Raw genomic sequence first — 15,984 nt, forward strand, 5'->3', positions numbered from 1 at the left:
CCGGCGGCGGCGGCCAGGACGCCGGGCGCCACGACGGCGGTCCACCGCGCCGGGCCGGCGGCCGCGGGCCGCGGCGGTGATCCCGGCCGTTCCGGCCGCCAGGCGTCCTGCGGCGTGGCGAGCCGCGCGTGCGGCGGCTCCCCGGCCGGGGCGGCCCGGCCCGACTCCGGCTCCGTACGCCCGGATCCGCTCTGCCCGGCCTGCTTCGCCACCCCCACGGTCACCACTCCGCCGAACCTATCACCGCCCAGGTCCCGGCGGCGGCGCGGGTGCGGAAGCGGTGGCACCGGTCCGGGCGGCCGCCAGGGGCCTTCGGCGCGCGTCGGCGTACCGGCGGGCGCCGCCCGGACGGAGCGTCGTCCCGTACGGCGGCGGCGTACGGGACAATGGGCCCCGTCACGTATCCCCGACAGCCGGGACGGAAGCGCCATGGGACGGGTCACCGAGCGACGGCGGGTGCTGCGCGTACGGGACGGTGCGGTCAGCTCCCGGCCGGACACGCTCGTCGCCGAGGAGCCGCTGGAGATCCGGCTGAACGGCGATCCGCTGGCGGTGACGATGCGCACCCCGGGGGACGACTTCGCGCTCGCCGCCGGGTTCCTGGTCAGCGAGGGCGTGGTAGCGCGCGCGGAGGACGTGGCGAACATCGTCTACTGCGCGGGCGCCACCGAGGACGGCGGCAACACCTACAACGTCGTGGACGTCCGGCTGGCGCCCGGCGTGCCCGACCCGGGCCCCTCCCTGCGCCGCCACGTCTACACCACGTCGTCGTGCGGCCTGTGCGGCAAGGCGAGCCTGGACGCCGTGCGGACCACCGCGCGGTGGCCGCTGCCGGAGGACGGCGGCGGCGTGCGGGTCGGGCCGGAGACGCTGCGCGCCCTGCCCGACCGGCTGCGCGCGGCGCAGCGCGTCTTCGACCGGACCGGGGGCCTGCACGCGGCCGCGCTGTTCACCCCCGAGGGGCGGCTGCTGGACGTACGGGAGGACGTGGGCCGGCACAACGCCGTCGACAAGCTCGTCGGCCGGGCCCTCCGGCAGGGCCTGCTGCCGCTGTCCTCGGCGGTGCTGCTGGTGTCCGGGCGGGCCTCCTTCGAGCTTGCGCAGAAGGCGGTGATGGCGGGCATCCCGGTCCTCGCGGCGGTGTCGGCGCCTTCCTCGCTGGCCGTGGACCTGGCGGAGGAGACCGGGCTGACCCTGGTCGGGTTCCTGCGCGGCGCGTCCATGAACGTGTACGCGGGCGCGCACCGGCTGGCCCTGCCCGCCCCGGCCGCCGCCTCCTGACCGTGCCCGCTCCCCGTACGTGCCGTAGGTGCCGTACGTGCCGGGCGGCCGGGCCCGCCGCGGCGGGCGGGCGGTGGGGACAGCCGTACCCCGGTGCGGGGGCGGGCGGCATGGCCGCGGCCGGTGCCGCCCGGGAAGGCTGAGGGGCCATGAACAGCTCCTCACCCACATCCCCGAGGCGTTCGCGCGTGCGGCCGGCCGTCGCGGCCGCCCTGGCCGCCGCCGCCCTGGCCTGCGGCCTCACCGGCCCGGTGTCGGCCGCCGGCCCCGTCCGGGCGGCCTCCCCCGGCGGGCCGGCGCTCCAGCGCGACACCGACGCGGTGGTCCGGGCCGGTACGTACGGCGCGGCCGTCGAGCTGACCACCCCGGAGGGCACCGCGACCGCGCACGGCGGGGTCGCGGACCGGCGCACCGGCAGGCCGATGCGCCCGTGGGACCGCTACCGCGCGGGCAGCACGGTGAAGACCCTCGTCGCCGCCGTCACCCTGCAACTGGTGGCCGAGGGCAGGCTGTCCCTGGACGGCACCGTGGACAGGTGGCTGCCGGGCGCCGTACACGGCAACGGCAACGACGGCCGCCGCATCACCCTGCGCCACCTCCTGCAGCACACCAGCGGACTGCGCGGCTACACGGGGGTGCGCGAGGTGTTCCCCGTGGGCTACTCCGCGCGCGGCTACTTCGCGCACCGCTTCGACCACCACACGCCGGAGGAGTTCGTCGCCGCGGCCACCCGCTACCCGCCGCGGTTCGCGCCCGGGACGGACTGGGCGTACTCCAACACCAACTACGTCCTCGTCGGCATGATCATCGAGAAGGCCGCCGGGCGCACCTGGCGGGATGAGGTCCGCGACCGCCTCATCGGGCCGCTGGGCCTGCGGGAGACGTCCCTGCCCGCGGACTCCCCCGTCCTTCCGGCCCCCTTCGCGCACGGCTACCAGACCTTCGCCGAGGACGGGCTGGAGGCCGACACCACGCTGTTCAACGGCACCGGCGCGGACGCGGCGGGCGACCTGGTCACCACGCCGCACGACGTCAACCGGTTCTTCACCGCGCTGCTGGGCGGCCGGGTGCTGCGGCCCGCCCAGCTCGCCGAGATGCTGCGCCCGCGCCCCCTCCCCGGCGAGCCGGGCCGCGGCTACGGGCTGGGCATCGAGACGACCCCGCTGAGCTGCGGCGGCCTCGCCTGGCACCACGGCGGGAACGCCCTGGGCTACTCCAGCGAGAACGCGGTCAGCCCGGACGGGCGCCGCGCCGTGACCGTGTCGACGAACACCTTCGACGAGGCCGACGAGGAGCGGCAGGAGCGGACCGACGCGGCGGTCCGGGCCCTGATCGACCACGCCATGTGCGGCTGAGGCCGGTACGGGCGGCGTCGGCACGGCGGCCGGCGGCCCGGACCTCCCGGACCGTCGGGAACACCGGATCGCTGTCGTCGGCGCGGGCGGGTCGGCCGCCGCCTCGTCGCGGAGGCCCGCGGCCGCGGACACGAGGTGACCGCGGTCGTGCGCGACCCGGTGCGGCACGCCGGGACGGCCGCCGAGGGGGTGCGGCTGGTCGCGGGCGACGTCGCCGACCCGGCGGCCGTGGCCGCCGCCGTCGCCGGGCACGACGCCGTGATCAGCTCGGTGTACCGCGCGGACACCGACGCCCGGACGCTGTTCGAGGGCGCTGCGCGAGCGCTGTCGGCCGGTCTGGGGCATGCTGGGGTGAAGCGGCTCGGCGTCGTCGGCGTCGCCGCCACGCTGGTGGGCGACTCCGGCGCGCGGGTCCTGGACACGCCCGGCTTCCCCGCGGCGTGGCGGGAGTTCTGCCTGGGCCACGCTGCGGGCCTGGAGGCGCTGCGGGACACGCCGTCGCCGGTCCACTGGCTCGTCGTCAACCCGCCCATGGAGCTGGTCGAGGACGGGCCGCGGACCGGCCGCTACCGGCTGTACGACGAGCGGCTGCCGCCGGGCGGCGGCCGGATCTCGCACGCGGACTTCGCGGTCGGCGTGCTGGACGAGGTCATGACGCCGCGTCACCACCGCACGCAGCTGTGGCATAGCGGACTGACCGAGGGCCGGGGTGGACCGGGCGGGCCGGGTCCTATCACCCGGTTCTCCTGGCCCACCTCGGCCGGTTCCGTCCGCCCGGACTGATCCAACCGGTTCATTCCTATGGAGATGTGACACACGGTTCTTGTCGCTCTCGACGGGAGGCGAGAGACTTTTCCGGCACCCCCTCAAAGACATGGGATGTCTTGATGTCCAGATGACTCTCCGAAAGGTCTGCCATGGCGTCAGTTCTCCGCGCGCGCCCGCGCTCCCGCGTCGGACCATGGCGGCCCGGAGGGGCCTGGCGGCGCCGCACGGTGGTGCTGCTCGCCGTCACCGCGGTGGCCGTGGCCCTGCTGCCGGCGCGGGCGGGAGGCGCGCTGGCGGCCGCGGGGGCGCGGGCCGCGGCGGACACCGGCGGGCAGTTCGAGCAGCAGGTGCTCTTCGACGCGTCCGATGACGACGGCTACGCCTGCTTTCGCATCCCGGCCGTGGTCCGGGCCAAGAGCGGCACGCTGCTCGCCTTCGCCGAGGGCCGGGTGGACACCTGCGGAGACGCCGGGGACATCGACCTGGTGCTGCGCCGCTCCGCGGACGGCGGCCGCACCTGGGGCCCGTTGCAGGTGGTGGACGAGGGCGGCGGCGACACCCACGGCAACCCGGCGCCGGTGGTGGACCAGCGCACCGGGCGCGTCCTGCTGGCCAGCACGTACAACACCGGGCGGCACGACGCCCAGAGCTGCGACGTGCCGTGCGACCGCACCCCGCACCTCCAGTACAGCGACGACGACGGCGCCACCTGGTCCCGGCCGCGCGACCTGAGCGACACGCTGCGGCCGCCCTCGTGGAACTCCTGGTACGCCACCGGCCCCGTCCACGGCGTCCAGCTCACCCGCGGCCCGCACGACGGCCGGCTGGTGTTCTGCGCGAACGCCGAGAGCTACGCCGGGGGCCGGGTCACCCACAACCACGCGGCGCTGGCCTACAGCGACGACGGCGGGGACAGCTGGCGGCTGGGCGCGGTGGACACCTGGCCGGTCCAGGCCGACGGAACGTTCCGCCAGAAACCCTCGGAGATGACCCTGGTGGAGCGGCAGGACGGCTCGCTCTACGTCAACGGGCGGGAGCAGGACGGCACCGACCTCGGCCACCGCACGGCCGCCGTCAGCCACGACGGCGGCGAGACCTTCGCCGCGCCCTTCCGGGCCGTCCCCGACCTGTACACCCCGCAGGTGCAGGCCGCCGTCGTGCGGCTGCGCGAGCAGGACAGCGACGGCTACAACCAGCTGCTGCTGTCGGCGCCCGCCGACCCCGAGCGCCGGCGCACCATGATGATCCGCTCCTCGTGGGACGAGGGCCGCACCTGGGACAGCGTCGACCGCGGCACGGTGGTCTCCCGGGACTGGGCGGGCTACTCGGACATGGTGCGCGTCTCGCGCGACGTGGTGGGGCTGCTGTACGAGGGCGGGGTGGCCGACGCGCGCGAGGAGATCCGCTTCGCCCGCTTCACCGAGGACTGGCTGGCCCGGCGCCGCGAGCCGGACCCGGTCACGCCCGACCTGGCGCCGGACGCCCGGCCCGCCACCGTCCTGGGCGACCCGGACCGCACCGACGGGCGGTTCGGCAACGCCATGTCGTTCGACGGGGTCGACGACGCCGTACGCCTGCCCTACCGCGACTCGCTGCCGCTGGGCACCCGCGACTTCACCGTGAGCCTGTGGTTCCGCTACACCGCGGGCTCGGGGCAGCAGCCGTTCCTGTGGATGGGCGGCACGGGCGCCCGGCAGCCGCAGGTGTGGCTGCGCGGCGAGCCGGCGTCCGACCGCGTCGTGGGGCACATCACCGCGGTCAGCGGCGCCGCCGCGCCGGCGGGCGTGTCGGTCGCCGCCGACGCGGCCCACAACGACGGCCGGTGGCACCACGCGGCCCTGGTGCGCGGCGACGGCCGGCTCACCCTCGCCGTGGACGGCGGCGAGCCGGTGTCCGTGCCCGACGTGCCCGGAACGGTCAGCCGCACCTCGCCGTTCGGCGTGCACCTGGGGCAGAGCGTCGACAGCCGTACGTACCTGAGCGGGGCGCTGGACGAGGTACGGGTGTACGGCTGGGCGCTCAGCGACAGCGAGCTGCGGCGCGCCCGCGAGGACGGGGCCCCGGCGGCCGAGACGGGCCCGGTGGTGCTGCGGCTGCCGCTGGACCGGGTGCTGGTGCCCGCCAGCCGGCACCGGTAGCCGGCCTCGGCGGGCGGCGCCGGAGCGGCGGCTTCCGGCGGCTTCCGGCGGCTTCCGGCGGCTTCCGGCGGCTTCCGGCGGCTTCCGNCGGGCCGCGGCCGGGCTCGGCGGCCGTTGCGCCGGGCTCGGCGGCGGAGCGCTCGGCGGCCGGATGCCGTGCGGGCCGGGGCGCGGGCGCGGTGCCCGGGTCCAGTCCGGTCCTTCCGGTCCGTCCGTCCGTTCAGGGGCCGGCCGGCGCGCCCGCCGCGCGTCCGGCCGCCTCGGCTCCGGACGGGCCCGCTCCAGCCTGGTCCGACCCGGACGGATCCGACCCGGACGGGCCCGGCGCGGGGCCGGAATCCCCGGCCCGGGGGGTGTCCGGGGCGGCGGCGTCCGGCGCGCCAGGACCGTCCGGCGCCTGCGCCGCGTACCGCCGGGCGAGCACCGCGCAGACCATGAGCTGCATCTGGTGGTAGAGCATCAGCGGCAGCACCGCCAGGCTCGCCTGCGCCCCGAACAGCACGCTCGCCATGGGCAGCCCGGCCACCAGGCTCTTCTTCGACCCAGCGAAGACGATCGCGATCCGGTCCTCGCGGCCGAAGCCGAGCCGCCGCGCGGCGAAGGAGGTGCCGCGCAGCATCACGGCCAGCAGCACCGCCTCGACGCCGGCCAGCGCCGCCAGCCGCGCCGGGGTGACCTGGTGCCAGACGCCTTCGTTCATGCCCTGGCTGAAGGCGGCGTAGACGACGAGCAGCACCGAGCCGCGGTCGGCGTAGCCCAGCACCCTGCGGTGGCGGGCCACGAAGCCGCCGACCCAGCGGCGCAGCAGCTGCCCGGCCAGGAACGGCGCGAGCAGTTGCAGCGCGGTCCTGACCAGCGAGTCGGCCGAGAAGCCGCCGACGCTGCCGCCCAGCAGCAGCCCGGCGAGCACCGGCGTGAGGACGACGCCCAGCAGGCTGGAGAAGGAGCCCGCGCAGATCGCGGCGGCGACGTTGCCGCGGGCGATGGAGGTGAAGGCGATCGAGGACTGCACCGTGGAGGGCACCAGGCACAGGAACAGCAGGCCCGTGTACAGCGGGTGCGACAGCACGTACGGCACCAGGCCCCGGGCGGCCAGGCCGAGCGCCGGGAACACCAGGAAGGTGCAGACCAGCACGGTCACGTGCAGCCGCCAGTGCCGCAGCCCGTCCAGCGCCTCGCGGGCCGACAGGCGGGTGCCGTAGAGGAAGAACAGGAAGCCGACCGCGACCGTGGTGGCCCCGTCGGCGACCGTGGCGGCCCGGCCGGAGGCGGGCAGCAGCACGGCGAGCCCCACGGTGCCCGCCAGCGCCAGCAGGAACCGGTCGACGGGCAGCCGGGACAGCGCGGCGGCCGCGCGGCGGCGGCTCCGCCCCGCGCCCGGGCCCTCCCCGGCCTGCCCCGCCTTCCCGGCCCCGGCTGCTCTCACGGCTCTCGGACGGCGCATGCTGCTCGCTCTCCCACGGTTCTTCCCCGTCGTTTCCCAGTCGTTCGCGGGTCACCGGGTCCCGGCGGGCCCCGGTTCGTACGGCGTCCCGCCGGGCCCCGGTGGCCCGCTCGCCCACCGTCCCAGGGTCCCCCGCTCACCGCTCATCGGGAATCCCGTGTTCCCCTCTGACTGTCATCGCGATCCGTGATGACCGCCGCTAGGCTGGAGGCCGTGTTCGAGCCCGTCCACCTGCGTACGTTCCTCGCGGTAGCCCAGACGCTGAGCTTCACGCAGGCGGGCCACCGGCTGGGCCTGCGCCAGTCGACCGTGAGCCAGCACGTGCGCAGGCTGGAGGACGCGGCCGGGCGCCGGCTGTTCAGCCGGGACACGCACGGCGTGGAGCTGACCGAGGACGGCGAGGCGATGCTGGGCTTCGCCCGTACGATCCTGGAGGCGAACGAGCGGGCCGCGCACTGGTTCCGGGGCACCCCGCTGCGCGGGCGGCTGCGCTTCGGCGCGTCCGAGGACTTCGTGCTGACCCGGCTGCCCGAGATCCTCGAAGGCTTCCGCCGCGAGAACCCCGAGGTCGACCTGGAGCTGACCGTCGAGCTGTCCGGCACCCTGCACGAACGGCTGGCCGCCGGGGAGCTGGACCTGGTGCTCGCCAAGCGGTCCGGCGACCGGCCGCGCGGTCACCTGGTGTGGCGGGACCGGCTGGTGTGGATCGGCGCCGAGCGGCTGCGCCTGGACCCCGACCGGCCGCTGCCGCTGATCGCCTTCCCGCCGCCGGGCATCACCCGGGCCCGCGCGCTGGAGGTGCTGGAGCGGCACGGCAGGCCGTGGCGGATCGTGTGCACGAGCGGCAGCCTGAACGGGCTGGTGGCGGCGGCGCGCGCGGGGCTGGGAGTGATGGCGCACGCGCGGGGCGTCATCCCGCCCGGCCTGGTGCGCGTCCCGGACCGCGCCGGGCTGCCCGACCTGGGGCCGGTGGAGTTCGTCCTGCTGCACGGCCGACGGGACGGACGGCGGGACGGACGGCACCCGGGCGGCTCGGCGCAGGCGGCGACGCGGGCGGCGGCAGAGCGGCTCGCGGCCGCGATCCTCGCGGGTCCGGTACCCCTGACCCCCTGAGGTGCGCTCCCCGACCCCCTGAAGGCCCGGTGCCTCCGACCTCTGCGGGCCCGGCGCCCTGCCCGCCCGCGCGGCCCGCGCCCGGGCCGCCCCTCGTCTCGCCGCGTCCCGCGTCCGCCGGAAGGATGCGCGTCGCGATCGTTCACCACGGGACTCCGACCGGACGATCTGTGCCTCGTGCGGAAAGATTTTGTGCAGATACCTGTCGAACTCCGACCCAGTAGGACCAGACCAGGAGCCGAAAAAAGTCCATAGCTTCCGAATTCGACTGGTTTTTCCATACTGGCTGGTGCATATGCCTTACGTTCCACACGTGCCGCACCCCTCCCTTGACCGGCCATTTATCAGGTACGGTCACGGCGCTGTGCGGAGCGCATTCGAGGAGCGAGTCATTGCGCGAGTTCACCACCCCCGCGTTGGTGGCGGCGCGCCAGGTCGGCGGACTGGCGGACGCCGTCTTCGACAACGCCCTGAAAGACCCCGACTACCCCGCCCTGGCCCGCCGGACTCCGGACGGCGGCTGGGAGGACGTGACCGCCGCCCAGTTCCGCGACGAGGTGGTCGCGCTCGCCAAGGGGATGCTGGCCCAGGGCGTGCGCTTCGGCGACCGCGTCGCGATCATGTGCCGGACGCGCTACGAGTGGACCCTGTTCGACTTCGCGATCTGGGCCATCGGCGGCCAGAGCGTCCCGGTCTACCCGACCTCGTCCGCCGAGCAGGTGTTCTGGATGCTGCACGACGCGGGCGTGTCCGCCTGCCTCGTCGAGCACGGCGACCACGCCATGACCGTCGGCTCGGTGATCGACCGGCTGCCGCGCCTGGCCCGGCTGTGGCAGCTCGACGCGGGCGCCGTGGCCGAGCTGATGGAGGACGGCGCGCACCTCGCGGACGACGTGGTGGACACCAACCGGCTGTCGGTCACCCCCGACACGCCCGCGACCATCATCTACACCTCGGGCACCACCGGCCGCCCCAAGGGCTGCCTGATCACGCACTTCCAGATGATGATGGAGTGCGAGAACGTCATGGAGACGTACGACAAGCCGCTGCGCTCCAAGCTCGGCGGCGAGCCGTCCACGCTGCTGTTCCTGCCGCTCGCGCACGTCTTCGGCCGGATGATCGAGGTCGGCTGCATCTGGGGCAAGGCGCAGCTCGCCCTCCAGCCGGACATCTCCTCCAAAGCCCTGCTGCCGGCCCTCCAGACCTTCCGGCCGACCTTCATCCTCGCCGTGCCGTACGTCTTCGAGAAGATCTACGACACGGCCCGCCGGGTCGCCGAGTCCGAGGGCAGGACCGGCCCGTTCGACCGGGCCGTGGAGATCGCGGTGCGGTACGCGGAGGCCAAGGAGGCCAGGTCGTTCGGCAGGGGCTCCGGGCCCAGCCCGGCCCTGCGCATGCAGCACCAGCTCTACGACAAGCTCGTCTACTACCGGGTGCGCGACGCCCTCGGCGGCCGGGTGAAGTACGCCATCTCCGGCGGCTCGCCGATGCGGCGGCGGCTCGGCCTGTTCTTCGAGGGCGTGGGCATCACCCTCTTCGAGGGCTACGGCCTGACCGAGTCGACCGCCGCCGCCACCGCCAACCCGCCCGAGCGCCCCCGGTACGGCACGGTGGGCGTCCCGGTGCCCGGCACGACCGTGCACATCGCCGACGACGGCGAGGTCTGGCTGCGCGGCCCGCAGATCTTCTCCGGCTACCTCAACGACCCGAAGGCCACCGACGCCGTGCTCCGGGACGGCTGGCTGGCCACCGGCGACCTCGGCACGCTCGACGAGGACGGCTACCTGACCATCACCGGGCGCAAGAAGGAGGCCCTGGTCACCTCCAGCGGCAAGACCGTGTGGCCCGCCGCCCTGGAGGAGCGCGTCAGAGCCCACCCGCTGGTGGCCCAGTGCATCGTCGTCGGCAACGACCGCCCGTTCGTCGCGGCCCTGGTCACCCTGGACCCCGAAGCGGTCTCCCACTGGTTGACGATGCGCGGCAAGCCGGCGATGTCGCCCAGCCAGCTGGTGCGGGACCCGGACCTGGAGACCGAGGTGCGCAGGGCGGTCGTCGCCGCGAACACCCTGGTCTCGCAGGCCGAGTCGATCCGTACGTTCCGGATCCTGGCCGCCCAGTTCTCCGAGGACCACGGGCTGCTCACGCCGTCGCTGAAGCTGAAGCGCAAGGCCATAGAACAGGCGTACGCGGGCGAGATAGAGGCCCTGTACCGCACCTAGGCCCTGTCGCCTGGTGAGCGCGGGCTGTGCGGTGCGTACCGCATCGCACGGTTTGCGGCTACGCTGTGACCCCTCGTCAGGGGTACGGGTCTCGGGGGGACGGTGTGACAATGGCCGATGTCGTGTTTCCCCGCCTGCCCGAGCGCGAGCTCACGCTGTGGCCCGACGACGGGCCGCCGCACCCCGGCACGCCGGCGCAGCCGCACGACCCGGCCCTGCCGTACGACGACGATCTGCTGACCGGGCCGCTCCCGCCCGGGTTCGACCCGCCGATCGTGGTGGTCACCCCGCCGGTGCCTGACGGCCGCCGGGGCGAGCCCGTCCCCGCCGGCCCGGGCGTCCCCGGCGGACCCTCAAGCCCGCCCGCCCCCGATCCGCGGCCCGCACCGGACCCCTGGCCCACCGGACCGGTGCCGCCGGACGGCCCGTCGCCCCTCGGGGACCGGATCATGCTGGGCGGCCCGCTGTCCGTGCCGGTGACGCCCGAGCTGATCGCCGACGACGCCGAGCTGCGGGCCTTCGTGGCGCAGGAGGCGGCCACCGCCGCCTACCACCTGGTGCACACCTCCCTGACCTGCGACCGGGACGGAGGCCCGGCGCTGCGCGCCGTCAGCCTCGGCTTCGGGCTCAGCGCCGGGGCGGGCGCGCCCTTCCAGCCGGTGGCCTGGTCGATGACGCCCAAGCGGCTCACCGAGGCGATCCAGACCACCACCTCGGCCCAGCTGGGGCCGCAGCTCGGCTTCGTCGGCCACAGCCGGACCACGCAGCGCGGCCGGGTGTGCCTGGAGGCGCTGCGGGAGCTGCGGTCCGACCCGGGCTGGGAGATCCGCCGCACCCGCACCGTGCGCATCGGCGGCACGTACCGGCTGACGATGGTGGTGCGCGCCCCGCGCGGGGCGGCCGTGCGCACCGCGGTCGCGGTACGGGCGACGGTGCGCCGGGGCCTGGGCTCGCGGCACTACCGGCAGGACCTCCCCGGCCCGCTGCTGCTGGACGCCGCGCTGTGAGCGGCGCGCGGACGGCCGTTCCGGACGGCGGGCCGCACTGGCGGCCGGCCCTGCTGGGCGAGCCGTCGGCCGAGGACGGCGCCGGGCCGGGCGGCGGCGCGGTCCGCTGCGAGCTGTGCCCCTTCCGCTGCCGGTTACGGCCCGGGCAGACCGGCACCTGCCAGGTGCGCCGCAACCGCGCCGGGCGGCTGGAGACCGCCACGTTCACCGCGTCCGTCGCGCACCTGGACGCCATCGAACGCAAGCCCTTCTACCACGTGCGGCCGGGCAGCCCGGTGCTCACCGTGGCCGGCCCGGGCTGCACGTTCGCCTGTGACTACTGCGTCAACCACCGGCTGTCGCAGTACGGGCGCGAGGCGGGCGTGCGCTGGACCGGCGCCCCGGCCCGGCCCGCCGAGCTGGCCGCCCGCGCGGCCGGGCACGGCGCCGGACTCGCCCTGTCGTACGCGGAGCCCGGCCTGGCGCCGGAGCTGACGCTGGCCCTCGCCGAGCACGCCCGGCCGCTGGGCGTGCCGCTGCTGTGGAAGAGCAACGGCTTCCTCACCCCGCGCGCCGTCGACCTGGTCGCGCCCGCCCTGGAGGCGGTCAACATCGACGTGAAGGCCGCCGAGGACGCCCCGCACCGGCGGCTGACCGGCGCGCCGCTGGCGCCGGTGCTCGACGCGCTGGAGCGCTTCCGGGCGCGGGGGTGTGGGTGGAGGCGAGCACGCCGCTGATCCCCGGCACGTCGGCCGCGCCCGGGCAGCTGCGGGCCATCGCCCGCCGCCTGGCCGCGCTCGACCCGGACCTGCCGTGGCACCTGCTGCGCTTCACGCCCGACTTCCGCATGGCGGGCGAGGACCCCACCGCGCCCGAGGCGCTCGCCGAGGCGCGCCGCGTCGGCGAGGAGGAGGGGCTGCGGTTCGTGTACGTCGAGCGGGCGCTGGGCCCGGCGGGCCGGGACACCCGGTGCCCGCGGTGCGGCCTGGCGCTCGTACGGCGCGGAATCTGGGAGACACTGGAGAACGCGGTCGCGGCGGGGGCGTGCCCCTCGTGCGGGACGCCCGTCCCGGGCCGCTGGGGGAGGTCGGCGTGACCGAGAGGCATGTCTTCACCGAGGCGATCCCGGATCTGATCGATCCGGCCGAGTACGCGGCGCACCCGCGGGGAAACCTGGTGCGGATCCGCATCGCCGTCACCGACACGGGCGTGGAGGTGGTCGGCGACGCGCTGCGCCCGGCCGCCGTGGAGGACGCCCTGACCGCGCTCGGCGACGACGGGCCCATGGAGCAGATGCTGTGCGGGTAGACGGCGGCGGGCCCGCGCAGGACGGCAGAGCGGGCGACGAAGCGGGCGGCGCGCCGGGGCTGGACGCGTTCGAGGCGGGGATGGCGGCCGGGCTGGACCAGCGGCAGCTGCGGCTGCTGGCGCCGCGCGCGGCCGACGGCGCGGCCCGCACCCGCACCACCGCGCACGCGCCCGGCACCGGCGGCGTCGGCAACCGGGGCGAGCTGACCCACCTGCTGCCCGCGCAGCTCGCCCTGCCCGGGCCGCTGCTGCTGCTGAAGCACTCGCGCCGGGAGCTGCTCTACCGGCTGCACGTGTCCGAGGCCGAGCCGCACCCGGAGCCGGTCACGCTGGTGCTGGACACCACTCCGGCGACCTTCGGGCCGGTGGAGGGGGTGCTGCGGGTGGCGGCCCACCTGATCGCCGCCGAGTACTGGCGGCACGGCCGGCACCCGATGCTGGTCGCCCTGGACCGGCCGGGCCTGGCGGTGCCGGTGGCGCGGCCCGCCGACCTGCCCGCGCTGTGGACGACGCGTACGCTCCGGCCGCCCGACGTGGCCACCGCGCTGGCCACGGCCGCCGCCACCGGCGCGCCCGCGCTGCTGCTCACCCACCACCGGCTGCCGCGCGAGCGCGGCCTGGAGGCGGGGCCCGGGCTGCGGATGCTGACCACGCACGCCGGGGACGACGCGCCGACGGGCCGCTGGGCCCTGCCCTACCGCCGCCACGTGCCGCCGTCGCCGGACCCGGCCCAGCTCGGCCGGGCCATCGCGGCGCTGCTGGCGCGCTGACGCCCCCGAGGGCCGGCGGCCGGGGGCGGGCGTGCGCGAAGGCGGCCGTTCGACCAGGATGGAAAGGGAAAGAAGCACATCAGACACTGCCCGTTCGACGTAAGGATCGACAGTCCGTGAGCAAGGTCCCGTTCATCACCCTCAACAACGGCGTGCGGATGCCCCAACTGGGCTTCGGGGTCTGGCAGGTGCCGGACGACGAGGCCGCCGAGACGGTGTCCGCCGCGCTGGAGGCCGGGTATCGCAGCATCGACACCGCGGCGATATACGGGAACGAGAAGGGCACCGGACAGGCGCTGGCGCGGTCGGGCGTCGCGCGTGAGGAGCTGTTCGTCACCACCAAGCTGTGGAACTCCGACCACGGTTACGACGCGGCGCTGCGGGCCTTCGACGCCTCGCTCGCCCGGCTCGGCCTCGACTACGTGGACCTGTACCTGATCCACTGGCCGATGCCGGCGGCCGGCACGTTCGTGGAGACCTGGCAGGCGTTGGAGAAGATCTACGCCGAGGGCCGGGCCAGGGCCGTGGGCCTGTCCAACTTCCACCCGGGCCACATCCAGCGGCTGCTGTCGGAGACGTCCGTCCGCCCGGCGGTGGACCAGGTGGAGCTGCACCCGCGGCTCCAGCAGTCCGAGCTGCGGGCCTTCAACGCGCGGCACGGCATCGCCACCGAGGCCTGGTCTCCTCTCGGCCAGGGCAGGGGCCTGCTGGACGACCCGGTGATCGGCCGGATCGCCGCCAAGCACGGCAGGAGCCCGGCGCAGACCGTGCTGCGCTGGCACCTCCAGCTCGGCCACATGGCGATCCCCAAGTCGTCGACGCCGTCCCGGATCCGGGAGAACATCGACGTCTTCGACTTCGAGCTGGACGCGGACGACCTGGCCGCCTTCGCCGGCCTCGACACCGGCGACCGCCTGGGCCCGGACCCGGAGACCTTCTCCGTGGCCTGACCCGGCCCCGGCCACGGCCGGGACCAGGGCGGGCCAGCGGTCGCGGCGGGCGCCGCCCCGGCTTACGGTGGCGCGACGGGCCCGATCACGAGGAGACGTGACATGCCTCGAAGTCACGGACGCGGCGCGATCGCGGGGTGCGCCCTCGCCGTCACCGGACTGCTGCTGGCCGTCTGGCCCGTGCTGCCCGCGTCGGCGGCCCTCGGGCCCGTCCCCGAGGCGCCCGCCGGCGCGCCCGCCACGGCGTCCGCGGCGAGCCGCCAGGTGCCCGCGGGCGTGCTCGGCGCGCTGCACCGGGACCTCGGCCTCTCCCCCGAGCAGGCCCGGGCCAGGGCGGCCGGGGAGCGCCGCGCCGGGGCGACGGCGCAGGCCCTGCGGCAGCGGCTGGGCGACAGCTTCGGCGGCGCCTGGGTGACCGGCCGGTCCGCCGCGCTCACCGTCGCCACCACCGACGGCGCCCAGCAGGGCCGGATAGCCGCGGCGGGCGCCCGCCCGGTGGTCGTCCACCGCAGCCTGCGGGACCTGGACGCGGTCAAGAAGGCCCTGGACGTGACCGCGGTGCGCCGCGGCACCCCGCCCGCGACGCACGCCTGGTACGTCGACCCGCGCACCAACAGCGTGGTCGTGCGGTCGGCCGACTACGGCCAGGCGTCCGCGTTCGTCGCCGCCAGCGGCGCGGGCCCGGCGGGCGGCACGGTGCGGGTGGAGTACTCGGCCGAGCGTCCGCACCCGTACGTGGACCTGCGCGGAGGCGACGCCTTCTACGTCAACGACGCGGCCCGCTGCTCGATCGCCTTCCCGGTGACCAAGGACGGGACGAACGGCTTCGTCACCGCGGGCCACTGCGGCAAGGCGGGCGACACCACCACCGGCTCCGACCGGGCCACGGCGCAGGGCACCTTCCAGGCGTCCGACTTCCCCGGCACCGACTTCGCGTGGGTGGCGACCACCTCCTCGTGGGTGCCCCGGCCCCTGGTGCACGGCGCCGACAACACGAACGTGACGGTGTCCGGCTCGGAGGTGGCGCCGGTCGGGGCGGCCGTCTGCCGCTCCGGGTCCACCACCGGCTGGCGCTGCGGCACGATCGAGCAGCAGAACACGACCGTCGTCTACCCGGAGGGCACCGTCACCGGCGTGACGCGCACGGACGTGTGCGCCGAGCCCGGGGACTCGGGCGGCGCCTTCCTGTCCGGCAGCCAGGCGCAGGGCGTGACCTCCGGGGGCACCGGGGACTGCGACAGCGGCGGCACGACCTACTACCAGCCCATCAACCCGGTCCTGGCCGCCTACGGCCTCACCCTGGCCACCGGCTGACAGCGCCGCCCGACCGTCTGACGGCCCCGCCCGCGCTGCCACGCCGGACCCGTGCGCGCCCCGGCCCACGGCCCGCTCGTACGGCTCCGGGGCCGTACGAGCGGCCGGCACCGCGGACCGGCGGGGTGCGGCCCGGCTTCGCGCGGGCCGGAACCCGGGCGGGCCGGTCCCGGGGAAGCGGCTTCCGGCTCCGGCCCGCTCCCAGGTCGCGCCGTGACGGCCGCTTCGCCCGGCGGGCCCGACGAGGGCCGCGCCCGCGTACGGCACGGGCGGCGCCGGGCACGCCGGGCCGCTCGGCCGGCCCAGGCCCGTACCGCCAGGCGTACGGGCCAGGCGGG

13 protein-coding genes and 2 pseudogenes are annotated in these 15,984 nt (G+C 76.1%); 13 read left to right on the top strand and 2 right to left on the bottom strand.

Features of this window, described 5'->3' with window-relative positions:
- Positions 1–227: pseudogene (locus RKE29_RS19105) on the bottom strand (hypothetical protein); the annotation flags it as partial.
- Between the two features lie 202 nt (positions 228–429).
- Between RKE29_RS19105 and fdhD the strand changes: the two are divergent.
- The 4 genes and pseudogenes from fdhD to RKE29_RS19125 all read left to right on the top strand — a co-directional run bounded on the left by fdhD (position 430) and on the right by RKE29_RS19125 (position 5,542).
- Positions 430–1,281 carry a formate dehydrogenase accessory sulfurtransferase FdhD gene (gene fdhD, locus RKE29_RS19110; RefSeq protein ID WP_312006657.1) on the top strand — a complete coding sequence of 284 codons (852 nt, stop codon included), beginning with the start codon at positions 430–432 and terminating at the stop codon, positions 1,279–1,281.
- Between the two features lie 188 nt (positions 1,282–1,469).
- Positions 1,470–2,636 carry a serine hydrolase domain-containing protein gene (locus RKE29_RS19115; RefSeq protein ID WP_312006658.1) on the top strand — a complete coding sequence of 389 codons (1,167 nt, stop codon included), beginning with the start codon at positions 1,470–1,472 and terminating at the stop codon, positions 2,634–2,636.
- A 93-nt stretch (positions 2,637–2,729) separates the two neighbouring features.
- Positions 2,730–3,419: pseudogene (locus RKE29_RS19120) on the top strand (NAD(P)-dependent oxidoreductase); the annotation flags it as partial.
- A 134-nt stretch (positions 3,420–3,553) separates the two neighbouring features.
- Positions 3,554–5,542: a sialidase family protein gene (locus tag RKE29_RS19125; protein WP_312006660.1), complete on the top strand. Its 1,989-nt coding sequence runs from the start codon at positions 3,554–3,556 to the stop codon at positions 5,540–5,542.
- A 220-nt stretch (positions 5,543–5,762) separates the two neighbouring features.
- Here RKE29_RS19125 and RKE29_RS19130 read toward each other — a convergent pair whose 3' ends face one another.
- Positions 5,763–6,986 carry a bile acid:sodium symporter family protein gene (locus RKE29_RS19130; RefSeq protein WP_312006661.1) on the bottom strand — a complete coding sequence of 408 codons (1,224 nt, stop codon included), beginning with the start codon at positions 6,984–6,986 and terminating at the stop codon, positions 5,763–5,765.
- 213 nt (positions 6,987–7,199) lie between these two features.
- Between RKE29_RS19130 and RKE29_RS19135 the strand changes: the two genes are divergently transcribed.
- From RKE29_RS19135 to RKE29_RS19175, 9 genes are all read left to right on the top strand, one after another.
- Complete coding sequence (locus tag RKE29_RS19135) at positions 7,200–8,099, top strand: LysR substrate-binding domain-containing protein (RefSeq protein WP_312006670.1); 900 nt, start codon at positions 7,200–7,202, stop codon at positions 8,097–8,099.
- Positions 8,100–8,491: 392 nt separating this feature from the next.
- Positions 8,492–10,318 carry an AMP-dependent synthetase/ligase gene (locus tag RKE29_RS19140; protein ID WP_312006662.1) on the top strand — a complete coding sequence of 609 codons (1,827 nt, stop codon included), beginning with the start codon at positions 8,492–8,494 and terminating at the stop codon, positions 10,316–10,318.
- Between the two features lie 110 nt (positions 10,319–10,428).
- Positions 10,429–11,325, top strand: coding sequence for a hypothetical protein (locus RKE29_RS19145; RefSeq protein ID WP_312006663.1), 897 nt, complete (start codon positions 10,429–10,431; stop codon positions 11,323–11,325).
- Positions 11,322–12,041: a radical SAM protein gene (locus tag RKE29_RS19150; RefSeq protein WP_312006664.1), complete on the top strand. Its 720-nt coding sequence runs from the start codon at positions 11,322–11,324 to the stop codon at positions 12,039–12,041. The genes RKE29_RS19145 and RKE29_RS19150 overlap by 4 nt, the downstream gene beginning before the upstream one ends.
- Positions 12,020–12,400, top strand: coding sequence for a hypothetical protein (locus RKE29_RS19155; RefSeq protein ID WP_312006665.1), 381 nt, complete (start codon positions 12,020–12,022; stop codon positions 12,398–12,400). The genes RKE29_RS19150 and RKE29_RS19155 overlap by 22 nt, the downstream gene beginning before the upstream one ends.
- Complete coding sequence (locus RKE29_RS19160; protein ID WP_312006666.1) at positions 12,397–12,612, top strand: radical SAM-modified peptide, FtsH ternary system-associated; 216 nt, start codon at positions 12,397–12,399, stop codon at positions 12,610–12,612. Before RKE29_RS19155 ends, RKE29_RS19160 begins: the two co-directional genes overlap by 4 nt.
- The gene (locus RKE29_RS19165) at positions 12,603–13,382 is read left to right on the top strand and encodes a hypothetical protein (RefSeq protein WP_312006667.1); all 780 of its coding nucleotides are present in this window, start codon (positions 12,603–12,605) and stop codon (positions 13,380–13,382) included. Before RKE29_RS19160 ends, RKE29_RS19165 begins: the two co-directional genes overlap by 10 nt.
- 116 nt (positions 13,383–13,498) lie before the next feature.
- The gene (locus RKE29_RS19170) at positions 13,499–14,332 is read left to right on the top strand and encodes an aldo/keto reductase (RefSeq protein ID WP_312006668.1); all 834 of its coding nucleotides are present in this window, start codon (positions 13,499–13,501) and stop codon (positions 14,330–14,332) included.
- Positions 14,333–14,434: 102 nt separating this feature from the next.
- On the top strand, positions 14,435–15,646 hold the full coding sequence (locus RKE29_RS19175; protein WP_312006669.1) for a S1 family peptidase: 1,212 nt from the start codon (positions 14,435–14,437) through the stop codon (positions 15,644–15,646).
- The last annotated feature ends 338 nt before the right edge of the window (positions 15,647–15,984 follow it).

The sequence above is a fragment of the Streptomyces sp. B1866 genome (assembly GCF_031932565.1).
Lineage (GTDB): Bacteria > Actinomycetota > Actinomycetes > Streptomycetales > Streptomycetaceae > Streptomyces.

What these genes read in the sequence shown, in the direction of transcription:
- fdhD (WP_312006657.1), top strand. Translation starts at nt 430, where the DNA reads ATGGGACGGGTCACCGAGCGACGGCGGGTGCTGCGCGTACGGGACGGT.
- RKE29_RS19125 (WP_312006660.1), top strand. Translation starts at nt 3,554, where the DNA reads ATGGCGTCAGTTCTCCGCGCGCGCCCGCGCTCCCGCGTCGGACCATGG.
- RKE29_RS19130 (WP_312006661.1), bottom strand. Translation starts at nt 6,986, where the DNA reads ATGCGCCGTCCGAGAGCCGTGAGAGCAGCCGGGGCCGGGAAGGCGGGG.
- RKE29_RS19145 (WP_312006663.1), top strand. Translation starts at nt 10,429, where the DNA reads ATGGCCGATGTCGTGTTTCCCCGCCTGCCCGAGCGCGAGCTCACGCTG.
- RKE29_RS19175 (WP_312006669.1), top strand. Translation starts at nt 14,435, where the DNA reads ATGCCTCGAAGTCACGGACGCGGCGCGATCGCGGGGTGCGCCCTCGCC.